This window comes from Bacillus sp. FSL R5-0576 (assembly GCF_038004765.1).
Lineage (GTDB): Bacteria > Bacillota > Bacilli > Bacillales > Bacillaceae > Bacillus > Bacillus subtilis.
Window position 1 is genome coordinate 3,624,492 of record NZ_JBBORU010000001.1, and the last position, 21,684, is coordinate 3,646,175.

General features: G+C 46.5%; 21 protein-coding genes. 5 read left to right on the top strand and 16 right to left on the bottom strand.

Annotated features, from left to right (window positions below; translation table 11 throughout):
* Window position 1: 1 nt before the first annotated feature.
* From NX903_RS18600 to spsA, 6 genes are read right to left on the bottom strand one after another with little or no spacing between them, the layout of a single operon-like run.
* A complete protein-coding gene (locus tag NX903_RS18600) occupies window positions 2–724 on the bottom strand; it encodes a spore coat polysaccharide biosynthesis protein SpsF (RefSeq protein ID WP_003243421.1) in 723 nt (240 codons plus the stop codon).
* A complete protein-coding gene (locus tag NX903_RS18605; protein ID WP_015384970.1) occupies window positions 717–1,838 on the bottom strand; it encodes an N-acetylneuraminate synthase family protein in 1,122 nt (373 codons plus the stop codon). The genes NX903_RS18600 and NX903_RS18605 overlap by 8 nt, the downstream gene beginning before the upstream one ends.
* Complete coding sequence (locus NX903_RS18610) at window positions 1,838–2,707, bottom strand: GNAT family N-acetyltransferase (protein ID WP_086344450.1); 870 nt, start codon at window positions 2,705–2,707, stop codon at window positions 1,838–1,840. Before NX903_RS18610 ends, NX903_RS18605 begins: the two co-directional genes overlap by 1 nt.
* The gene (locus tag NX903_RS18615) at window positions 2,708–3,877 is read right to left on the bottom strand and encodes a DegT/DnrJ/EryC1/StrS family aminotransferase (RefSeq protein ID WP_086344451.1); all 1,170 of its coding nucleotides are present in this window, start codon (window positions 3,875–3,877) and stop codon (window positions 2,708–2,710) included.
* A 20-nt stretch (window positions 3,878–3,897) separates the two neighbouring features.
* Complete coding sequence (locus NX903_RS18620; protein WP_086344452.1) at window positions 3,898–5,322, bottom strand: CDP-glycerol glycerophosphotransferase family protein; 1,425 nt, start codon at window positions 5,320–5,322, stop codon at window positions 3,898–3,900.
* Between the two features lie 4 nt (window positions 5,323–5,326).
* A complete protein-coding gene (spsA, locus tag NX903_RS18625; RefSeq protein ID WP_086344453.1) occupies window positions 5,327–6,097 on the bottom strand; it encodes a spore coat dTDP-glycosyltransferase SpsA in 771 nt (256 codons plus the stop codon).
* Window positions 6,098–6,416: 319 nt separating this feature from the next.
* Between spsA and gerQ the strand changes: the two genes are divergently transcribed.
* Complete coding sequence (gene gerQ, locus NX903_RS18630; RefSeq protein ID WP_003227448.1) at window positions 6,417–6,962, top strand: spore coat protein GerQ; 546 nt, start codon at window positions 6,417–6,419, stop codon at window positions 6,960–6,962.
* A 43-nt stretch (window positions 6,963–7,005) separates the two neighbouring features.
* Here the strand turns inward: gerQ and NX903_RS18635 are convergent, their stop codons facing one another.
* The 3 genes from NX903_RS18635 to NX903_RS18645 all read right to left on the bottom strand — a co-directional run bounded on the left by NX903_RS18635 (window position 7,006) and on the right by NX903_RS18645 (window position 9,098).
* Window positions 7,006–7,377, bottom strand: a complete 372-nt coding sequence (locus NX903_RS18635; protein ID WP_003227446.1) for a DUF423 domain-containing protein — start codon at window positions 7,375–7,377, stop codon at window positions 7,006–7,008.
* Window positions 7,378–7,438: 61 nt separating this feature from the next.
* On the bottom strand, window positions 7,439–8,761 hold the full coding sequence (locus NX903_RS18640) for a purine/pyrimidine permease (RefSeq protein WP_015384975.1): 1,323 nt from the start codon (window positions 8,759–8,761) through the stop codon (window positions 7,439–7,441).
* 19 nt (window positions 8,762–8,780) lie between these two features.
* The gene (locus NX903_RS18645; protein ID WP_124059380.1) at window positions 8,781–9,098 is read right to left on the bottom strand and encodes a YwdI family protein; all 318 of its coding nucleotides are present in this window, start codon (window positions 9,096–9,098) and stop codon (window positions 8,781–8,783) included.
* Window positions 9,099–9,265: 167 nt separating this feature from the next.
* Here NX903_RS18645 and NX903_RS18650 point away from each other — a divergent pair, with 167 nt between their 5' ends.
* Complete coding sequence (locus NX903_RS18650; protein WP_086344455.1) at window positions 9,266–10,636, top strand: aldehyde dehydrogenase; 1,371 nt, start codon at window positions 9,266–9,268, stop codon at window positions 10,634–10,636.
* A 24-nt stretch (window positions 10,637–10,660) separates the two neighbouring features.
* Here the strand turns inward: NX903_RS18650 and NX903_RS18655 are convergent, their stop codons facing one another.
* Window positions 10,661–11,338 carry a uracil-DNA glycosylase gene (locus NX903_RS18655; protein WP_003242965.1) on the bottom strand — a complete coding sequence of 226 codons (678 nt, stop codon included), beginning with the start codon at window positions 11,336–11,338 and terminating at the stop codon, window positions 10,661–10,663.
* Between the two features lie 13 nt (window positions 11,339–11,351).
* Window positions 11,352–12,158, bottom strand: a complete 807-nt coding sequence (locus NX903_RS18660) for a glycosyltransferase family 2 protein (protein ID WP_017696218.1) — start codon at window positions 12,156–12,158, stop codon at window positions 11,352–11,354.
* A 190-nt stretch (window positions 12,159–12,348) separates the two neighbouring features.
* Here NX903_RS18660 and NX903_RS18665 point away from each other — a divergent pair, with 190 nt between their 5' ends.
* A complete protein-coding gene (locus NX903_RS18665; RefSeq protein WP_014665830.1) occupies window positions 12,349–13,164 on the top strand; it encodes a bifunctional hydroxymethylpyrimidine kinase/phosphomethylpyrimidine kinase in 816 nt (271 codons plus the stop codon).
* A 90-nt stretch (window positions 13,165–13,254) separates the two neighbouring features.
* On the opposite strand, the gene NX903_RS18670 is transcribed toward NX903_RS18665, so the two are convergent.
* The 3 genes from NX903_RS18670 to scrA all read right to left on the bottom strand — a co-directional run bounded on the left by NX903_RS18670 (window position 13,255) and on the right by scrA (window position 16,418).
* Entirely contained in the window at window positions 13,255–13,503 is a 249-nt protein-coding gene (locus NX903_RS18670) for a hypothetical protein (protein ID WP_003243437.1), read from the bottom strand.
* A gap of 93 nt (window positions 13,504–13,596) precedes the next feature.
* On the bottom strand, window positions 13,597–15,036 hold the full coding sequence (sacA, locus tag NX903_RS18675) for a sucrose-6-phosphate hydrolase (RefSeq protein ID WP_086344456.1): 1,440 nt from the start codon (window positions 15,034–15,036) through the stop codon (window positions 13,597–13,599).
* On the bottom strand, window positions 15,033–16,418 hold the full coding sequence (scrA, locus tag NX903_RS18680) for a PTS system sucrose transporter subunit IIBC (protein WP_003227426.1): 1,386 nt from the start codon (window positions 16,416–16,418) through the stop codon (window positions 15,033–15,035). Before scrA ends, sacA begins: the two co-directional genes overlap by 4 nt.
* Before the next feature lie 301 nt (window positions 16,419–16,719).
* Here scrA and NX903_RS18685 point away from each other — a divergent pair, with 301 nt between their 5' ends.
* Window positions 16,720–17,490, top strand: coding sequence for a formate/nitrite transporter family protein (locus tag NX903_RS18685; protein WP_014481261.1), 771 nt, complete (start codon window positions 16,720–16,722; stop codon window positions 17,488–17,490).
* Between the two features lie 38 nt (window positions 17,491–17,528).
* Here the strand turns inward: NX903_RS18685 and sacT are convergent, their stop codons facing one another.
* Window positions 17,529–18,359, bottom strand: coding sequence for a sac operon transcriptional antiterminator SacT (gene sacT, locus NX903_RS18690; RefSeq protein ID WP_086344457.1), 831 nt, complete (start codon window positions 18,357–18,359; stop codon window positions 17,529–17,531).
* Window positions 18,360–18,398: 39 nt separating this feature from the next.
* Window positions 18,399–18,701 carry a hypothetical protein gene (locus NX903_RS18695; protein ID WP_003222155.1) on the bottom strand — a complete coding sequence of 101 codons (303 nt, stop codon included), beginning with the start codon at window positions 18,699–18,701 and terminating at the stop codon, window positions 18,399–18,401.
* 529 nt (window positions 18,702–19,230) lie between these two features.
* Here NX903_RS18695 and vpr point away from each other — a divergent pair.
* Entirely contained in the window at window positions 19,231–21,651 is a 2,421-nt protein-coding gene (vpr, locus tag NX903_RS18700; protein ID WP_086344458.1) for a serine protease Vpr, read from the top strand.
* Window positions 21,652–21,684 lie beyond the last annotated feature (33 nt).

Sequence of the window (21,684 nt, forward strand, 5' to 3'; positions counted from 1 at the left end):
GCTAGTCAGCCTCTCGTTCGGTTGCCGCATCGGGGTTCCGGTTCAGAAGGGTGATAAGCTCTGAGGCGGATACATCGGGGCGCTCGCCTGCTTTTTGATAGAGGGCCTTTATCGATTCATAGTCTTCCTTTGTATCAATGGTCAGCCGATATTGAGGGGCGCGAAACCGTTCCGGCGCCTCTAAAAACTGAACACGATAAAGAGCTGGATGATTCCTTATATATAACGTGACATGCTCCTGATATTGATCCTCCAAAGCCTGAATACGGCTGATGTCAATTAACAGGTTGGCGTTGACCACTTCGCCGCAAATCCCTAATGGGGCATTCAGGATATACGTATAATCCGAGCCTTGATCAAAATGCGCCTGAATCATTACATCGAGCAGCTCAGGATCGACAAACGGATTATCACCTGTTAACCGGATGATGACTGACGGTTTAACAGCTTCTATGACCTTCACAAACCTATCGAGGACACGTTCTTCGCTCCCGCGGAAAACACGAAAGCCTTGTTTGATACAGTGCGCCTCTAATATGTCGTCAGTTTCTTTGTCAGACGTGGCGATGACAAGATTATCCCGATCCTTTTGGTAAAACGCGCTTTGCCGGACACGGTGAACGAGAATATCAAGTAAACGATTCGATCCGAGCGGCCGAAGCACTTTTCCCGGAAGCCTTGTTGAACCCATTCTTGCTTGAATGATAAAGAGAATATCATTCATGAAACGGGCTGTCCTTCAGTAAAATGTCATCCCAGACAATGCCTGTGTCGGCTGGAATGTCTCTTACAGCCCGAACACCGCTGGTCAGCAGTTCAAAAAATCTCGGGTGCAGCCCCTGCGGCTTTTGTCCGGGCCGAAGCACTGCGATATTGTCTTCACTAAAGGCTTCACCTTTTTGAATCGGAGCTGTTGTAAAAATGCCTCTGTATGCAAAATTTCTGATTTCTCCTTCGATGGAGGTTGTTGTTTTGTATGAACTGCCAAGCAGTTTTTCAGAGACCGGCTTTGTGATCCCCTGTTTCAGCTCAGCTTCCGTTTTCCTGATGCCATCGACCATTTCTTTCAATTCATCCGGATTTAATGCAAACGAGTGGTCGGCACCCGGCAGATTTTTATCGATCGTAAAATGCTTTTCTATCAGTTTTGCTCCGAGCCGAACCGCGGCACACGGCGCTTCTGTCGGATGCTCGCTATGATCGGAGAAGCCGATGACCGCCTCAGGAAAAGCGGCGGCAAGCATCGGAATGACGCTGAGGTTGCTGTACTCCGGCGGTGCTGGGTATTTCGCCACACAATGCATTATGGCAATTTGATTGTTTCCCTCTGCCCTGATGGTGCGCCAAGCTTCGTGGACATCAGAGATTTCAGCTCCGGCTGTCGAGAAAATCATCGGCCTGTTCAGTCGGGCGACATATTTGAGCAGCGGGAGATGGTTAATTTCATAGGATGCGATTTTAAAAGCGCTCGGCGAGGTAGACTGAAGCAGATCAGCTGACCCCTCATCACATACCGTACTTAAAAAGATCACCTGCTTTTCGCGGCAGTAATCCAATAGCGGTAAAATCCACTCAGCAGGCATTTCCATAGATTGAACCAAAGAAAAAATAGAGACGTCCTTGCCCGCTGCCGTCTTGTACAAACCAGGATCTTTCTGGTACATCCTATCAGCTTGGAACATTTGAAATTTCACGGCATCCGCTCCCGCTTCCGCCGCGGCGTCTATCAGCGCAAAAGCCTGATCAAGCTTCCCGTCATGATTAATCCCCGCCTCAGCAATAATAAAAACAGGAGCGTCTTTGCCTACAGTTTTATTCGCGATCTGAAACGCTGCCATTATTTCGCCTCCTTGCCCGGCCAAATATGATAATAGTAATACGATTGTTCAGCGGTGAAGCCCATTCGTTCATAAAGGCGGATCGCCCTTACATTGTGAAGCTGCGTCCCCGCTGTTACCGTTCTATGCTTCTGGGTCTCCGGTTGTTCTACGAGATTCGCCAATAAATGAAATGCAATACGTTTTCCTTCAAATCCCGGCTTTACAGCCATCAAATCGAGAATGCACTCATCATCTCTTGATAAGCCCTGAAGATAGCCGATGACCTCGCCATTGTGTTTAGCGACAATATTGACCGCCGCCCTTCCATTCAGATTGTTTCGTGTCCACTCCTGAAATATTTTGTTTGCTGCATCGCGGCTGAGATGAGGATCCTGAAAATATCTGCTTTTTGTAAACGAGTCTCGGGCCAGCTCACATATCGCTTCTGTGTCCCCGGGCTCAGGCGGGCCCAGTTCAAAAAATGGCGGTGTTTTGTCATAAAAAGACGGAGGCATCGCCAGCTTCAGCAAACTCCCGACAAAGTAAGAGGATGGCTGCTGCTGTATCACATGCGCGGCTCCGATATCTTCAGCCGGAACGCGGACAAAGATAAAATCCGTTTCATCCATTTGGCGTACAGTATAAAAAGCTTCAAACAGCCTCTTTAGCTGCCCGGTACTATTTGCCGCAAGAAGTTTGACGTTCATGACTTTCTTCTGAAGCACCTTGCTTTCCCACAAAGAATCTTCGTAAAGCAATACGCCTTGGAGCCTGCTGTTTTCAAAAAGGCCGAGGGAAAATTGATACGGAACATCCAGTGTAAGCTGTCGGCTTTGGAGAAATTCCTCAATCAACTCTTTGGAGACATTTTCTTTTACCGTATACACTTAATCAGCCCCTTTTACGATATCCCGCACAGCTTCAATGACATCATCTACATCGTCGTCAGACATTGACGGATAGAGCGGGAGAGAAAGGGTTCGTTTATAGTAATTCATGGCATTCGGAAAGTCCGCTTCCTTATATCCAAATTGCTTTTGATAATATGGATGAATGTGTACTGGAATAAAATGAACGCTAGTGCCGATATTATATTCATCCTTTAAAGCCGTAATCATTTCGCTGCGCGTAACCCCGGCCTTTTTGTCATCAACTTGCAGAACATATAGATGCCAGGCGTGCCTGCCGTCATCATGGACAAACGGCGTGATCAGCCCAGGAATCTGCTGAAAAGCGGTTTGATAGCGGCCGGCAATCTCTTCTCTCCGTTTCTGCATATCATCCAGCCGTTTCAGCTGATGAAGTCCGAGGGCCGCCTGCAAATCAAACATATTCATCTTATAGCCGGGCGATTCGACTTCATAGTACCAGCTGCCATTTGAAGAATAACGGTTCCATGCGGCTTTACTCATGCCGTGAAGGCTTAGCACCCGGATCTTATCGGCAAGCTCCTCATCATCAGTCGTCAGCATGCCGCCTTCCCCTGTCGCGAGGTTTTTGGTGGCGTAAAAGCTGAATGCCGTTGCATCCCCGATAGAACCGATCATTCTTTGCTTATAAGTCGTATATACCGCATGTGCCGCATCCTCCAGCACGAATAAACCATGATTTTGGGCAATAGCCAATATTGCATCCATATCGCAGGACTGCCCGCCAAAGTGGACGGGCACAACTGCTTTCGTTCGCGGTGTGACGGCCGCCTCAAGCTTTACCGGGTCAATATTGAGCGTGTTTTGGTCAATATCCGCAAACACAGGCGTCGCTCCTGTATGAATAATCGTATTGGCGGTCGAGCTGAACGTAAGCGGAGTGGTAATGACCTCGTCCCCGGGCCCGATCCCTTTTGCTTTCAAAGCCAAAAATAAAGCTGCGGTACATGAATTTACTGCCACGGCGTGCTTCGCCCCGACAAACGCGGCAAACTCTTTTTCAAACTGCTGAACCTTCGGGCCTTTAGAGAGCCATCCCGATTCAAGCGTTTCTGTAACCTCCTGAATTTCTTCCTTACCGATTAACGGCAATGAGTAAGGGAGAAAATGATTTCTCTTTTGCACCATTTCTTTGCGCTCCTATCATTTTATTCAGTATCTTCCCGCCTGTAATCAACTCCTGTTTTGGCTTTCAGTTCCGCAAATAAAGCATTTGTTGATTCTGCCACCGGATAATTAGCCGCTATGAATGCCAGGCGCGCCTCTTCTGCTTTTTGATGCACGTCGGGACTTCGAAGAACTTCAACCAAGGTGTGCGCCAGTTCATCCGGCTGGTCAAACATAAAATCGCCAAGAGACTCATAATACGGATACGAGCGATTTCCGGACGATTTTCCTATCAGCACAGGCTTTTGAAACAGCATGGCTTCAAGACCGACTGTCGAGGTTTGCGTCACTGCGGCATCAACATACGGCAGCAAATCATAAAGCTCCAGCTCCTTTTTGATGACTCTGCATGCTTGATGTTTTTTCGCCGCCTCGTGATACAGATCAAGCTTGTTTTTTCCGATTTCCCACGGGTGGGGTTTGATAATGATTTGCAGCTGCTTCTGATCAGAAAGCCCCTGCAGCACACCGGAATAAAAGTCTTCTGAAAAGGGCTGAGTGGCAATGAGCACAATTTTTTTAGTCGGCTGAAAAGCAAGTTTTCGATAGAATATGGACATATCCATAGGCGTTCTGTTAAAAATCTGATCGAAGCGGGGATGTCCCGTTACGAGAATCTGCTCGGGTTTACAGCCTTTTCGTATGAACCACTCTGCTTCATACGCACCAAAAACAGCTTGATAGCTTGTAAAAACAGGAATGAAGGCTTCATCTCCCATCAATGCGCCATGCTGAAGACAAATGCTGACGGCCCCTTTTCTTTGACACATGAGAGCGAGCACCCTGCTATAAATGTCTTCTGCCGTTCCGACAATAATAGCTGAAATCTTTTCCTGCTCAAACAGCGCATCAACTGTATCAATGGCCTCTATAAATAAAGGAATATCTTTGAAAAGCCGGTCGCGAAACGCTTGATCACCAAATGCCGGGTGATCATCATAAGGGGCCAGAAGCGAACAGGCTGTTTCGAGATACTGCTTCGAATCGCCTTTTTGGCATGAATCCGCAATCTCCCGCTTGCTAATTACAGGCAGATCACAATAATGCGGCAAACTCCATCTGGCCAAAACAGCCGTTTTTTCAGGATCAAATTGATAGTAATTTTCGTTTGAAAAACGCAGGTAATCAAAGTGCAAAATGACTTTCCCTTTAACAGGTTCGTCATTTGTTTTAACGATGTTTTGGATTCTTTCTTCAAAAAACGGCTGAATCTGTCCCTCATCGATATGCTGATCCACCGATCCGAATAATTCCGGTTCTTCTTCCATCATCACCCTCAGTTCAGGGCTGATGTATTGATAAAAATTACTGATAAGCCCAAGCGGAATCCCTTTGTAGCGAAGTTTGTCAAAAAGCTCCACGTACTTCCGGTACAGCACCCAATAATTGCTTAAATAGGCCGACAAGCTCTCACCCCATTCCAAGCTTTTTTAATGATTCACGCAGTTCTCGGCAATTTCGCTGCGGAGGAAGGTTCCTGACAAATTCATTTTTTTCTGATTCAAACAGCTGAAAGTGAATCGATTGGTCGGTAATATAATTCAGGTCCAGCTCCTCATCCAGTGGGTAAAACGGATAAAAATGATTGACTCTCCAAAAGAACCGGGCATCTCCTATACGGTAAAACGCCGGGCTTTCATCCCAATAGGAGCCAAACTTCTCCTTTACCTTCTCAAGCACCGAATACCTGTGCATCACCGAGCAATGATCAATTGCGCACGGCGCGTTCCATGTCACTTGAGCGGCAGGCCTGACAGTTTCTTTTACAATGTCGCGATTCTCGTTTAAATGATAGGTTTTGGAGGCTGAGTAAATCACAGCCTTTTCAGAATGGGTATCGAGCTCCCGCACCATTTTCAGGAGGCGGTCCGGCATATAGATGTTGTCATCCGTCGCATAGGTGATATATTCACCCTCCGCCTTCTCAATCGCCTGATTGATCAGTGCCGCGTATCTCGTTTTTTCTGTTCTTTCCTTCACTCCAGATATATCGCTTTGATAAAAACGCACTCGGTTATCATTCAAAAAAGGACGGATTACATTCAGCGTCTCTTCATTGGAGTTGTCATCCATAATAAACAATTCAAAATCTGAAAACGTTTGTGAGAGTATGCTAGAAATGGACTTTGCCACATAATCGCTTTTGTTATAGCTCGTCATAATGACTGATACTTTAGGCAAATCCTACACCTCCTTCTTGGAACTTCACACCTGAAACTATCGTTATCTTATGTTGCTTATGCTCAAGTTGCGCTAGGGATACAAACCAATATGCGAAAAGTTTGTGTATGTCTCTGAAAAACAGCGGCTGCCCAGAGCGAAATCTGATCGGTCCGCTGTTCTTTTTCAGCATAATCCAAGCATCAGCCTCATAAGGTGAAAGAGATAAAAATCGCACCAGCGACTAAGATCGTTTTCCATCGGAGGTGAGTCATCGCGGAGCGTTCACCTATACATCCAGAACATGTTTTGAATGGTTTTCATAAAAAGGAGGAACGATATGAAACCGAAAAAAAATCAATATCAGCAAATGCAGGCATTTGATAATATGCAGGGGTATCAGCCTCAGTTTGGCGCCAACCCGTACCCGCAGCAAGGCCAAGGCTCACAAATGCAGACAATGGGGATGCAGCCAATGATGCCAATGCAGCAGGGACAGCAAGGACAACAAGGACAGCAGGGATTTGGATTCCCGGGCCAGCAGCAGGGCGGCGGTTTTCAAATTCCATCGGGGCCTACACCGTCAGGACCGGGCCAAAGCGTTCCCGGCATGCTGCCTGTTGAGGAATCTTACATCGAGAATATTTTGCGCCTGAATCGGGGAAAAACGGCCACCATTTATATGACATTTGAAAACAGCAAGGAATGGGGCTCGAAGATTTTTCGCGGCGTCATCGAAGCTGCGGGCCGGGATCACATTATTATCAGCGACCCGAAATCAGGAACACGCTACCTGCTCCTGACAATCTACCTCGATTACATTACATTTGATGAAGAAATTGCTTATACGTATCCATATTCCATGGCGTCCTATTCGCCAAGATAAGAAAAAAGCCAATCACTCATATGATGAGGATTGGCTTTTTTGTTTATAGATATTTGACGGCTGCGACAACGATCATAATCCAAGAAATAATAAACGCCACACCGCCGAGCGGGGTGATCGCTCCAAGAATGGAGATTTGCGTCACACTTAGAATATATAAGCTTCCGGAAAACAGCACAATTCCCGCAAACATCAGCCAGCCGGCTGTCGTGACACTGCCTATGCCGGATAATTTATCAGCCAGAAACGCGACAACGAATAACCCAAGGGCGTGATACATATGATACTGCACGCCTGTGTGCCAAACCTGAAGATACTTATCAGGTATTTTCCCTTCTAATCCGTGAGCGCCGAATGCTCCGAGTCCCACGGCAAGCAGGGCGTTAATGGCCCCTAATATGATAAAAACTTTCATCTATCTCTCCCGCCTTTTCGTTAAACTCATATCATTTATCTTATCGCACCTGCACCAAAATTCAATGTTTGTTCTCCGTTGACACGAGATTGTCGGATTTTCTCCTGCGCCAAAGCTGGAACTGGTCAGCAGCTATTGCAGCAAGCGTCCCTAATACGAGCCCGTTGCTTAATAGAGAAATAAATACCGGATGCAATCCCTTTAACGCAGTTTCAGGAACAAACATGATACCGACCCCTGTCAGCAGCGAGATGCCGATGATAGACCTCACCCTTTTTGATTCTTCTTTCTCATATGAATCAAATTCGGCAAAGGCCAGACCGCCCATTGCGGAGAACACAACAAAATTCACCGCAAATCCAACGGGTGACGGCAGGCTCGCAAACGTATTCATAAAAAACGGGATCACGCTGATCACGATAACCAGAATACTGCCGAGCATAAACGGTTTTTTAGAAGGCATTTTGGTCGTTTCAATAAAACCTGCGGCTCCCGAAATCGGAACAGGCGCAATGGCTCCCGTCAAACCGCTAAGCAGATGGCTGAATGAAGCGGCAAAACCGGCATGGCGTTCATGATGCTTTCCATCAGGCTGTTTGCTGAATTTTTTCACGGCGATGTCCACGACCTTCATGCTCGCCAGCATATTCACGATCAGCAAGATGGTAATAAAAATAGAAGTGATGATCAGGCCGCTGTTAAATAACGGGGTCCCAAAAGGAAACAGGGAAGGCAGCTGAAACAGCCGGTCCGGCATTTCAATCGGCTTTGCCGCTCCGGCAGCCGCAAACAGCACCCATCCGCCGAACAAGGCTAATAAAATAGAATATTGCTTAAAAAACATGATGTTCGAATTTGTCATTATAAAGGCGGCAGCGATCACAACAAGCGCCAGACCAAATACAAGACCGTCCACCCCGTCCTGTCGATAACCGATTCCGAGAATTCCTTTTATAATGGGCTGACTCAGCTGCATGACAAGAAGCAATAAATAGACGCCCGTTACAACCGGAGTAAACAATTTTGCAAGTCTGTCAATGACCTTGAAAACACTTAACAAAAAGAAACATACAGCGCTTACAAGAAGAGCTCCCTGCAACCCCCGCAGTGTGTCTCCATATGTCGCAAACACAGTTCCCGTCAGCCCTGCGTAAATCGTATACACTCCCCACCACAAGCCGGCTGGGCTTTCATTGATCGGCAGTCTGTGGCCTTTCAAACACTGAATGACGGCGGCAATTCCCAGTACAAAAAAAGTGCTTTGAATCAATCTTGCAGAATCTGAGTGATCCAGATGAAACGACTGGGCAACCGCCACCGGAACAACAATCGCCGCAGCAATAATAAACGCTGTCCATTGCAGCGCGCCAAGAACCAATTTCACGTAAGCTCAACCTCTCTCTTTAAAAATCAAATAAAGACTCTCCGTTTCCATCCTCTTCCTGCTTCTCTTTTTCTTGCTTTCGATATTTGTTTAATCCCGCGCTCCCCATCATTTTTTCCATCATCAGCTGGTCTGTCGATGGCGGCGCGGCGGGACTTGGCGTAACGTTCGGCTGTATGCGGGGCGCGCTCGCGTTCTCCGGCTGATCAAGCACGACATCACACAGAGAACGGACAACCGCTACATAACGCTTCAGCTCCTCATCCCGTTCAGCTGTTTTTGCTTTTTTCAGCTCCTCTTCCATCTTTTGAATTAATGCAGATATATGAATGTTCATGAAGCACCCTCCAAAAAAATAAATGTTGTCTTCCTGCATTTTATCAAATTCCTGCTGTAAACGCAGATATGAGTTTGTTATTTTTTCTGACAAACCTTGCGCGATTGACAAGCAGAAGAGATTTTTCACATAATAAATCACCATACCTTACAAAAAGGAGAAACGGAATGAACAGCATCCCCTCTATCATCAGCAAGCATAAAGCCTATTTTGCGGCGGGACATACAAGACCGCTTGAATCGAGACTGAACATTTTGCGAAAGCTGAAACAAGCCGTCAGAACTCATGAAGCCGATCTCATAGCCGCTCTCTACCAGGATCTCCATAAATCCGAGCAAGAAGCATACTCAACAGAAATCGGAATCGTCTTGGAGGAAATCAGCTTTGTCATGAAACGGCTGAGAAAATGGTCCAAGCCGAAACGAGTCAAAACGCCGTTGACTCATCTAGGCTCCAAAAGCATCATCATCCCTGAGCCGTATGGAACCGTTTTGGTGATTGCGCCTTGGAACTATCCCTTGCAGCTGGCGCTTTCTCCGTTGATTGGAGCCATTGCGGCGGGGAACACGGTCGTTCTCAAGCCATCGGAATATACGCCGGCTGTTTCTGCTATTCTTTCCAAACTCATCAGCAGCGTTTTTCCAACCGATTATGTCGCTATGGCAGAAGGCGGGCCCGACGTCAGCACAGCATTATTACAGCAGCCCTTTGACTACATTTTCTTTACCGGCAGCGTAGCCGTGGGAAAAGTCGTCATGGAGGCCGCCGCCAAACAATTAATTCCCGTAACCTTGGAGCTCGGCGGCAAAAGCCCCTGCATCGTCCATAAAGATGCTGACATTCAGCTTGCCGCCAAACGCATCGTCTTCGGGAAATTTACAAATGCGGGACAAACCTGCATCGCACCGGATTATTTATTTGTCCACGAGGACATCAAAACGAAGCTCACAGAAGAAATGAAGCGTGCGATCAGAGAATTTTACGGCCCTCAGCCGGAACAGAATTCACAGTACGGCAAAATCGTCAGTGAGCGCCACTATCAGCGGCTGCTCAGCTTTCTGAATGACGGCATCCTACTCACAGGCGGACAATCTGATCCCAATCATCACAAAATTGCGCCGACCATTCTCGAACAAGTGAGGGATGACTCTCCAGTGATGCAGGAGGAGATTTTCGGGCCGATTCTTCCGCTCTTTACATACCGCAATATCGGGGAAGTCATTGAGAAAGTCCAATCGCGCCCTAAGCCGCTCGCCCTGTATCTCTTCACCACAAACAAAGAAATTGAGCGCGCTGTTTTAGGAAATCTGTCGTTTGGCGGGGGCTGTATCAATGATACGTTAATGCATGTGGCGACGCCGTATTTGCCATTCGGCGGCGTCGGGGAAAGCGGCATCGGCAGCTATCACGGGTTTGACAGTTTTAACACATTCACGCACAAAAAAAGCGTCGTCAAACAAACGAACCGCTTCGACTTCGCATTTCGTTATCCTTCCTCCAAAAACGGGCTGCGAATGATTCGAAAAATACTCAAATAAAAAAGCGCAGATAACCTGCGCTTTTTACAAATCCTTAATACACCAATCAATCGGCGCCTCTCCCATTTTCTCCAAATAGGCATTCGCCCGGGAAAACGGTCTGCTCCCGAAAAATCCGTTTCTCGCCGAAAACGGGCTGGGATGCGTCGATTCAATGATAAAATGCTTGGACGTGTCGATCCGTTCTTTTTTCATTTGAGCATGCCGTCCCCACAAAATAAAGATAACCGGCCGCTCCCTTTCACTCAGCACGTCAATAATTCGGTCCGTCAGTCGCTCCCAGCCTTTTCCCTTATGGGAATTCGCCTGTCCGCGCCTTACTGTCAGCACAGTATTCAGCAAAAGAACGCCTTGCTTTGCCCAGCTCACAAGCGACCCGTGATTCGGGATGCTGCACCCGATGTCCTGCTGCAGCTCAAGAAAAATATTTTTTAACGAAGGCGGCTGCTTTACACCGGGCTTGACAGAGAAGCTTAAACCTTGAGCCTGTCCCGGCCCGTGATACGGATCTTGGCCGAGAATGACGACCTTGACATCATCGTATGAGGTATAATGCAGCGCATTGAAAATATCCCGGCTGTCCGGATAAATCGTTTGCTCCGCGTATTCCCGCTTCAGCATTTCTCTGAGCTCTTGATAATACGGTTTCTCAAACTCTTCCTTTAGCTGATTCCACCAGCTGTCTTGTAAAAGCTGTTTCAAGATTCAGGCCCCCTTACGAACGATGAAGTCTGGAATAGACAGGCTCGCCATCCCAAACCATTTCACTTTTTGCTTCCCGCCTCTTCATCTCAGGCTCTTCAAGCAGGACGGCAAAGTTTTTCGTCGGCAGCTCCCCGAGTCCGTGCTTTTCACTTAAACGATCCAAATATTGCTTCCGCTTGGCGCCAAGGTCCGCAGACTGATTGTCTCCCGCGTCACTGAAGGCATAAATCACACTGGCGCAAGGGACACGCTTCACCCGGTAATCCTTGGCTGCGCGCAGATAAAAATCCCAATCCCAGTAATTGTGCACATCAGCATCGAAATACCCGATTTCATCATGCAGAAAACGTCTGTACATGCTGCCCGACGGCACGTATGTAGAAAACACTCTCATATCCTCATAGTCAGCGGTATAAGCAAACAATTTCCGTGACACTGGATATCTTGTTCCGTTTTTCTCTTCAAACGAAACTATTTCCGCATCAGAATGAACAAAGTCTGCCGTTTCTATTTCCTTTGCCATTTTCTCGACATGCCCTGGCGTAAAGAAATCATCGTCATCACACAGCATAATGCAATCGCCAGACGCCTCTTTTACACCGGCATTTCTCGCAGCCACATGCCCCGAGTTCTTTTCTAAATTGATGACAGCAATCGGCAGCTCCGGATACAGTGCTTTGACCGGCACGACCGATTCCCCGGCATCATTCACAATAATAATTTCATACGGCTTCAAGGTCTGGCGGGAAATCGACTCCAGAAGCTCACACAAAGCCGGAATCCGATTATAGGTCACAATTACGATAGAAATCTTCATGATGCTCTCCTTCTCATTTTCATAGTCATGTACTATTAAAACATATATTGGACGGGAGATCAGTGGGAATATCCTACTGAACCGGATAAGGTGATAATGAAAATACTAGATGAATTGCTAAGCCTTCTATATTGTGATACAGAGAAAATCTAACTATAATGAAAGACAAAACACGATGGAGGTTCAAGACATGTCTATGCACAAAGCACTCACCATTGCCGGCTCAGATTCCAGCGGCGGTGCTGGGATTCAAGCTGATTTAAAAACATTTCAAGAAAAAAACGTATACGGGATGACCGCCTTAACGGTGATCGTTGCGATGGACCCAAACAACAGCTGGGACCATCAGGTATTCCCGATCGATACTGATACAATCCGCGCCCAGCTTGCAACAATTACGGACGGCATCGGCGTGGACGCCATGAAAACAGGAATGCTGCCAACCGTTGATATTATCGAGCTTGCGGCAAAAACGATCAAAGAAAAACAATTAAAAAATGTGGTAATTGACCCGGTTATGGTTTGCAAAGGTGCTAATGAAGTCCTTTATCCGGAGCACGCCCAAGCCCTGCGTGAGCAATTGGCTCCGCTAGCCACTGTCATTACGCCAAACTTGTTTGAAGCCAGCCAGCTCAGCGGCATGGATGAACTAAAAACAGTTGACGATATGATCGAAGCCGCGAAAAAAATTCACGCACTCGGCGCTCAATATGTCGTCATTACAGGCGGAGGCAAACTCAAACACGAGAAAGCCGTTGATGTTCTCTATGACGGAGAAACAGCGGAAGTCCTTGAAAGCGAAATGATCGATACTCCTTATACACATGGCGCAGGCTGTACATTCTCAGCAGCCGTGACAGCGGAGCTTGCCAAAGGTGCGGAAGTCAAAGAAGCCATTTACGCAGCGAAAGAATTCATCACAGCGGCCATTAAAGAATCCTTCCCGCTAAACCAATATGTTGGTCCTACGAAGCATTCTGCACTGCGCCTGAATCAACAATCATAAACAAAAGGGGCTGCCTTACAGAGAGGCAGCCCTTTTTAAATCACCGAAGACTTTTCACAGAAAAAACTGCCGATCCCATCGGCAGCCTGTTTATTTGATTTTTAAATTGTTTGCAGATTTCCTCAAAAATGTTTCTATCGACTGAACAAAAAGTGCATATTCCTTCATTTGTTCATATGCCCGCGTGAGAATTTCCGCCGTTTCACTGTGCGGCGTTGTTCCGCCAAGCATTTTTTTCAGCTGAAGCAGCACATCCTTATATTCTTCCCGCTTATCTTCAACTTGGTTAGCAGCCTTTTCCAAACATTCCGGTGTTATCTTCTGTTCATGTATATTCAAGAAAACAACTCCTTTTACAGAAAAAAATAGTAGGTTATCGTTGAAGAATAGCACAGATGGCTCAGATTTCACATAAGAAAATAGAAGGATTTTCTACATAAGTGTCCAAATTCCGACATTCATTTCAGATTTCCCGGTCGAACTGGCTGTTACTTCATGATTTCCCGGGAAAGGAAAATATCTCGCACTAAAGACCTCTTCTCCGTTATTGATAAAGATTTCCACAGATGACGCGTCGAGAAACATGTGTACGGTATGCAAATCCTTGATGTGGCAATGTCTCGCTTCTGTTCTTTTTCCGTCAAAGCTCTTTCGTTCCAGAGTAACAATCCCCTCGTCTTTTTGGAAGGAAAACGTAGCCGTTCCGCGGATACTGATTGAAAAGCCAGACTCCGTATGAATGTCTTCCAGCAGAATCTCAGCTCTTTCAGGTTTTTCTACTGGAAGCGTACCAGATGATCCATGCATATTGATGTGTATTTTTTTCTCATTTCTGCGCATGGCTTTTAGCTCAGGCAGCGGCTGCTGAATCAGCTTCTGGCCTGAAAGCGTCAGCTGTCTCGGCAGCGTCATGCAGTGAATCCAGTGGCAGTCAATGGTCGGATGGGACCCTTCATCCTGATCAGGCACAGCCATCCATGCAAACAAAATCCGCCTTCCCTGATCGTCTTCAAGTGTTTGCGGCGCGTAAAAATCAAAACCTTGATCAAGCTCCATAAATTCACCATGCTTCAGTTCAGGCTTGTTATAATCAAGCCGGCCGACAAAATAACCTGATTGATATACGTTCTGATAACGGAAACCGTCAGCCTCAAGCCCTTGAGGCGAAACAATCAGCACGTCCGATCCTTGAAGGGAAAACAAATCCGGACATTCCCACATGTATCCAAAATCGTCCAGCCCGTTGAAGCCCGCGCCGGTTATCGGGCCAAGAAATCTCCACTCTGTCAGGTTATCAGAAGCAAACAATACAGCCTGCCCTTTCAAATTCTCTGTTTGCGCACCAATCACCATATACCATGTGCCTTCATGCTCCCATACCTTCGGATCGCGAAAATGCGCCGTATATCCTTCCGGAAGGCGGGCGACGACACCCTTTTTCTCAAAGGACAGTCCGTCGTCAGATACAGCAAGGCATTGATACGTTTCCCGGTTTCCATTCTGATCCCTGACATTTCCTGTGTAAAACAGATAGAGCCGATCGTCTTTCGTGACAGTGCTGCCCGAGTAGCAGCCGTTTTTATCAAACCAATCACTCGGAGCCAGCGCAATCTCTTCCCGCTTCCAATTCACAACATCCTGTGTCGTATAATGCCCCCAAAATTTTGCGCCGTGCCCCGTCTGAAACGGCTGCCACTGAAAGAATACATGATAGCTGCCCTTCCAATAAATCACGCCATTTGGGTCATTCAGCAGCCCAACCGGCGGCATGATATGAAAATGCTGGCGGTGCGGATCGCTGTTAGCGATGGGCTCTTTTTTCTCCACTTCTTCATAAGCCCGGCGACGAAGCTCCTGATCATGTGCTGTCATTTTTTCCTCTCCTCATCCTCATTAATCTTCATGACAAATGCTGCAATGAACGCTGACACTGCCGCAATCGCCATGCCAATCAGATAGTGAATCAAGTTGCTGAAGCCAAACGGAGCCGCAATGGCGATCATCGGAATACCCGTTAACCCGTAAGCGTTTGCAGCTACATGTGTAAAGACGACATATGCCCCACCCAATGCGCCTCCGATCATCGCGGCGATAAACGGTTTTCGGTAGCGAAGATTGACTCCGAATATGACGGGCTCAGTAATGCCGAGAAAAGCGGAAAATGCTGCCGGAAGCGCGATTTCTTTTGTCTTTGCCTTTTTCGCCATAAAGAAGACGGCAAGACCTGCCCCGCCCTGTGCGACATTCGCCATTGACCAGATCGGCAGCAAGTAGTTCTTGCCTATATCTGCAATAAGCCCAGCCTCAATCGCATGGAAGCTATGATGAACGCCTGTCAGCACGATGAGTGAATACGTGCCCCCGAAAATCAGACCTGCGACAAAACCGGCATGGTCATACACATAAGTTAAAGCAACCGTAATGCCGGAGCCAAGCGCTCTGCCTAGAGGGCCAATCGCGATAAAAGCAACAAACCCGGTGACAATCACAGTAACAAATGGTGTAACAAGCAAATCCACCGCATGTGGAACCACTTTTCTCGTCCATTTCTCTACCTTGCTCATCACATACACCGCAAGCAGGACAGGGATAACAGTTCCCTGGTAGCCGAGAAGCGCGATATCAAATCCGAAAAGATGCATGTAATCAGGTGTCGCTTCCGCCAATCCCCATGGATTTAAAAGATTCGGATGAATCATGATTCCCCCGATGACCGCTCCCAAGTATGGATTGCTGCCAAACTCTTTTGAAGCGCTGACCCCGATTAAAATCGGCAAGAAAATGAATGCTGCACTTGAAAACATATCAAGCAGCTGCAAAAGCGCAGAATCCTTGCTCATCCAATGAAACGCATTGATCATACCCAGCAATCCCATTAATAGGCCGCTGGCTACAATAGCCGGGATGATTGGAACAAAAATATTAGAAAGCGTTTTCGCAAATCTCGCAGCGGGATTCAGCTTTTCTTTTGCCGCATCCTGATGATTTACGTGTTCTTCACGCTCGATATCAGCTTCTTTAGAAAAGGCATCGAATACTTTATTCACAAGGCCTGTTCCGAAAATGATCTGGTACTGGCCAGAGCTGCTGAAAGCCCCTTTGACGCCATCAAGCTCTTCTACTTGTGCTTGATCTATCTTTGATTCATCTTTCATCACTAAACGCAGTCTTGTTGCACAATGAGCCGCGCTGATAATATTTTCTTTCCCTCCGAGAAGCTCAATGAGGCGTTTTGCAGTCTCTTTGTAATCCATCTATTTCTCCCCCTTTTATTTAAACAAAAAAGACCTAAAATTCGCCAACGAATAAAGGACACAGCGATCCTTTTTCATTTACGCAAATTTTAGGTCTTGCCTGCTTTACCAGTCACAATCCCGCTTATTCAGATTAAGAATACGCTTTCATCATAAATCATGACAGCGTTTTCGTCAACTATTTTTTTAGTTAAATAGTTTGATAAAACATGTAGACAAAAATTCGTAAAAATTAATTGTGAAATACTTCACAATATCGTGCTATACTATGCTCAATCATGAAAGAAAGCAGGAAAAGACAATGGAAACTCAAGCTTTGCAAAAGGTTGAACAGTATGCTTTGAAAAAACAAAACATATTCGCTTCAAGCAAAATCCGTTATGTGCTTCGGTCCATTTTGGCCAGTATGTTTATTGGTTTTGGCATTACAGCCGCAAGCAAAACAGGCAGCTATTTCTTTATGGCTGATTCTCCGTTTGCCTTTCCGGCAGCCGCTGTCACTTTCGGGGCCGCTATTCTGCTGATTGCTTACGGAGGCGGAGATTTATTTACCGGCAACACCTTTTATTTCACCTATACCGCGCTCCGGAAAAAACTCAGCTGGCGCAACACCCTGTACTTGTGGATGTCAAGCTATGCCGGCAATTTAATCGGCGCCATTCTATTTGCCATCCTGATCAGCGCGACGGGACTTTTTGAGGAGCCTTCTGTTCATTCCTTTTTGATTCATTTGGCAGAGCACAAAATGGAGCCGCCGGCTTCCGAATTGTTTTTCAGAGGAATGCTGTGCAATTGGCTTGTGTGCCTCGCCTTTTTCATTCCAATGTCTCTCAAAGGGGAAGGAGCAAAGCTTTTTACCATGATGCTATTCGTTTTCTGCTTCTTTATTTCCGGCTTTGAACACAGCATTGCCAATATGTGCACATTCGCCATCTCGCTTTTGATCGAGCACCCTGATACAGTGACACTGATGGGAGCAGTCAGAAACTTAATCCCCGTTACGCTCGGCAATCTGACCGCGGGAATAGTTATGATGGGCTGGATGTACTACACACTGAATCCTGATCAATAAAAAAACTTCCAGAGATCACTCCCTGCAAGTCAAAGCGGTTATTCCGAGAGATCTTGAAGACGCTGGACATGCAGCGTGATATAGCCGGCCTCGGATTCCGGCAAATGTAATTGATATTCATTTTTCAAAAACTCCGCCAGCTCCAGCGCACATTGATAGGCGAATGAATACTTTTTTTGGATGAAATAAAGCATCTCCTCGTCCATACGATGGAGCGCTTCATTTGATTCCAACCGGCTGACCGCGTATCGCAAATGCGTGACAAGGCGTTGATAGGAAATGCTGTTTTCATCCACCTTTCGATTAAAGTATTGTTCTATTTTCTCTATCATTTCTTTGATCATGGTCGTATGCTTCAGCGCCGAATACATGCTCTCCGCATCCATCTTCGCCGTATGGATGTGAAGGGCAATATAACCCGCTTCATCTTCAGGCAGAGACACGCCCAATGTCTCTTTTACATGTCCGATCGCCCACAGGCCGATCTCATATTCTTTTTTATAGAGCGCCTTTATCTCATGCAGCAATTTATTCTGGACAAGCAGCCCATTTTGAACCCTTTCGATCGCAAAGGATAAATGGTCAGAAAGCGCGATATGAATGTGGTCGCTCAGCGGCGCCGCGAGCTCCCCCTCCGCATAGCTGATGATATCCTCAGCTATTTCTATATGTTCCTCCGGCAGTGTTTGCAGGATTTGTTTGAATTTTTCATTCTCGTCGCGCACGACAAAGATTTTTTCCACTTTATTCATAGGGATGAGATCATTTTTCTTTTTTTGAAAAGCGATTCCCGGCCCCATCACGATTTTTTCCTGATCATCCTCTTTTATTAAAGCCGCATTGTTGTTTAATACTTTATAGATTTTCAAGAGGTTATCTCTCCCGCCAATTTGCTTTTGACTGGGATTTTACCTCCTTTTGACCGCCATGTAAAGATGCGGGCCCGCTCTCTCCTGCTTTGGCGATTCCTTGAAGGCTTGCAAACATCTTCTTTTATAAAGCGCGGCGGCTTTCGCTTTCTGCTTTTCTTCCTCATTCACAGCCATCCGCCACTCATAAAACGAAACGAGTCCTGCGGCCTGCACAGCCGCCTTTCTTTGGTATGTACGCTGAGCCGAATAGACCGCGGCAGCCGCAGTTTTTCTGTCCGGCGTCACCCAGTTCATCAAAAAGACCATCCACACCCGTAAAGATACAAGCAAACGTTTCATAGAAAAACATCCCTCCGCTTCTTTTTGGCAGGCAGCCTTTTTAGCAGCCCGTTTTCTCAGCCGCAGCCCGCAAGAAAAGACGGCCGATTTCTTTTCTCGCAAACTAGCGGCTCTAGCAAAACTCATGACTCTATGATAGACCGTGGAAAGAGAATTCTTTGTCACAATATGAGTGAAAAAACCAACTAGTTTTTAGAAGTTTTGTTGAAAGCTGAAAGAATTGAAATGAAAATTGGAGAACCGCTTTGAAAACTTTATACACAAGTTATCCCAAAGATAAGAACAACTTAATCACAAGAGATATCCACATGTCCACAAACTCTATCTATATTTTGTATACGAACGTATATTCCTAACTATATATATACACAGGTTTATTCACTTATACACAGGGTTCTGTGTATAACTCCTTCGTTATACACAAACAAAATCCAATAAATGGTTCAAATGACACAAGGATTTTTTTGAATTTTCAAGAAATATATACTAGATCTTTCACATTTTTTCTAAACACAAAGGGGGAAACACATTGAAAAAGGGGATCATTCGCTTTCTGCTTGTAAGTTTTGTCTTATTTTTTGCGTTATCCACAGGTATTACGGGCGTCCAGGCAGCTCCAGCTTCTTCAAAAACGTCGGCTGATCTGGAAAAAGCCGAGGTATTCGGTGATATCGACATGACGACAAGCAAAAAAACAACCGTTATAGTGGAATTAAAAGAAAAATCCTTGGCAGAAGCGAAGGAAGCGGGAGAAAGCCAATCGAAAAGCAAGCTGAAAACCGCTCGCACAAAAGCAAAAAACAAAGCAATCAAAGCGGTGAAAAACGGAAAAGTAAACCGGGAATATGAGCAGGTATTCTCAGGCTTCTCTATGAAGCTTCCAGCTAATGAGATTCCAAAACTTCTCGCGGTAAAAGACGTTAAGGCAGTGTACCCGAACGTCACATATAAAACAGACAATATGAAGGATAAAGACGTCACAATCTCCGAAGACGCCGTATCTCCGCAAATGGATGACAGTGCGCCTTATATCGGAGCAAACGATGCATGGGATTTAGGCTACACAGGAAAAGGCATCAAGGTGGCGATTATTGACACTGGGGTTGAATACAATCACCCAGATCTGAAGAAAAACTTTGGACAATATAAAGGATACGATTTTGTGGACAATGATTACGATCCAAAAGAAACACCAACAGGCGATCCGAGGGGCGGAGCGACTGACCACGGCACACACGTAGCCGGAACTGTGGCTGCAAACGGAACAATTAAAGGCGTAGCGCCTGATGCCACACTTCTTGCTTATCGTGTGTTAGGACCTGGCGGAAGCGGCACAACGGAAAACGTCATCGCCGGTGTGGAACGTGCAGTGCAGGACGGAGCAGATGTGATGAACCTGTCTCTCGGAAACTCTTTAAACAACCCGGACTGGGCGACAAGCACAGCGCTTGACTGGGCCATGTCAGAAGGCGTTGTCGCTGTTACCTCAAACGGCAACAGCGGACCGAACGGCTGGACAGTCGGATCGCCGGGCACATCAAGAGAAGCGATTTCTGTCGGTGCGACTCAGCTGCCGCTCAATGAATACGCCGTCACTTTCGGCTCCTACTCTTCAGCAAAAGTGATGGGCTACAACAAAGAGGACGACGTCAAAGCGCTCAATAACAAAGAAATTGAGCTTGTCGAAGCAGGAATCGGCGAAGAAAAGGATTTTAAAGGGAAAGACCTGACAGGCAAAGTCGCCGTTGTCAAACGAGGCAGCATTGCATTTGTGGATAAAGCGGATAACGCTAAAAAAGCCGGTGCAATCGGCATGGTTGTGTATAACAACCTCTCTGGAGAAATTGAAGCCAATGTGCCAGGCATGTCTGTCCCAACGATTAAGCTTTCATTAGAAGACGGCGAAAAACTCGTCAGTGCCCTGAAAGCTGGTGAGACAAAAACAACATTCAAGTTGACGGTCTCAAAAGCGCTCGGTGAACAAGTGGCTGATTTCTCATCACGCGGCCCTGTTATGGATACGTGGATGATTAAGCCTGATATTTCCGCGCCAGGGGTCAATATCGTGAGCACGATCCCAACACACGATCCTGACCATCCATACGGCTACGGATCAAAACAAGGAACAAGCATGGCATCGCCTCATATTGCCGGAGCGGTTGCCGTTATTAAACAAGCCAAGCCAAAGTGGAGCGTTGAACAGATTAAAGCCGCCATCATGAATACCGCTGTCACTTTAAAGGATAGCGATGGGGAAGTATATCCGCATAACGCTCAAGGCGCAGGCAGCGCAAGAATCATGAACGCAATCAAAGCAGATTCGCTCGTCTCACCTGGAAGCTATTCATACGGCACGTTCTTGAAGGAAAACGGAAACGAAACGAAAAAAGAAACGTTTACGATTGAAAATCAATCTTCCATTAGAAAATCATACACACTGGAATACTCATTTAATGGCAGCGGCATCTCCACATCCGGCACAAGCCGTGTTGTGATTCCGGCACATCAAACCGGGAAAGCCACTGCAAAAGTAAAGGTCAATACGAAGAAAACAAAAGCTGGCACCTATGAAGGAACGGTTATCGTCAGAGAAGGCGGAAAAACGGTCGCTAAGGTACCTACATTGCTGATTGTGAAAGAGCCCGATTATCCGAGAGTCACATCTGTCTCTGTCAGCGAAGGGTCTGTACAAGGCACCTATCAAATTGAAACCTACCTTCCTGCGGGAGCGGAAGAGCTGGCGTTCCTCGTCTATGACAGCAACCTTGATTTCGCAGGCCAAGCCGGCATTTATAAAAATCAAGATAAAGGTTATCAGTACTTTGACTGGGACGGCACGATTAATGGCGGAACCAAACTTCCGGCCGGAGAGTATTACTTGCTCGCATATGCCGCGAACAAAGGCAAGTCAAGCCAGGTTTTGACCGAAGAACCTTTCACTGTTGAATAAGAAAAAGCCCTGCCGATTCGGCAGGGCTTTTTA

Coding starts and splice junctions, on each gene's coding strand:
- NX903_RS18685 (WP_014481261.1), top strand. CDS start 16,720: ATGGAAACTCAAGCTTTGCAAAAGGTTGAACAGTATGCTTTGAAAAAA.
- NX903_RS18605 (WP_015384970.1), bottom strand. CDS start 1,838: ATGGCAGCGTTTCAGATCGCGAATAAAACTGTAGGCAAAGACGCTCCT.
- gerQ (WP_003227448.1), top strand. CDS start 6,417: ATGAAACCGAAAAAAAATCAATATCAGCAAATGCAGGCATTTGATAAT.
- NX903_RS18665 (WP_014665830.1), top strand. CDS start 12,349: ATGTCTATGCACAAAGCACTCACCATTGCCGGCTCAGATTCCAGCGGC.
- NX903_RS18615 (WP_086344451.1), bottom strand. CDS start 3,877: ATGGTGCAAAAGAGAAATCATTTTCTCCCTTACTCATTGCCGTTAATC.
- sacA (WP_086344456.1), bottom strand. CDS start 15,036: ATGACAGCACATGATCAGGAGCTTCGTCGCCGGGCTTATGAAGAAGTG.
- NX903_RS18645 (WP_124059380.1), bottom strand. CDS start 9,098: ATGAACATTCATATATCTGCATTAATTCAAAAGATGGAAGAGGAGCTG.
- NX903_RS18650 (WP_086344455.1), top strand. CDS start 9,266: ATGAACAGCATCCCCTCTATCATCAGCAAGCATAAAGCCTATTTTGCG.
- NX903_RS18600 (WP_003243421.1), bottom strand. CDS start 724: ATGAATGATATTCTCTTTATCATTCAAGCAAGAATGGGTTCAACAAGG.
- scrA (WP_003227426.1), bottom strand. CDS start 16,418: ATGGATTACAAAGAGACTGCAAAACGCCTCATTGAGCTTCTCGGAGGG.
- NX903_RS18635 (WP_003227446.1), bottom strand. CDS start 7,377: ATGAAAGTTTTTATCATATTAGGGGCCATTAACGCCCTGCTTGCCGTG.
- NX903_RS18660 (WP_017696218.1), bottom strand. CDS start 12,158: ATGAAGATTTCTATCGTAATTGTGACCTATAATCGGATTCCGGCTTTG.
- NX903_RS18695 (WP_003222155.1), bottom strand. CDS start 18,701: ATGAAACGTTTGCTTGTATCTTTACGGGTGTGGATGGTCTTTTTGATG.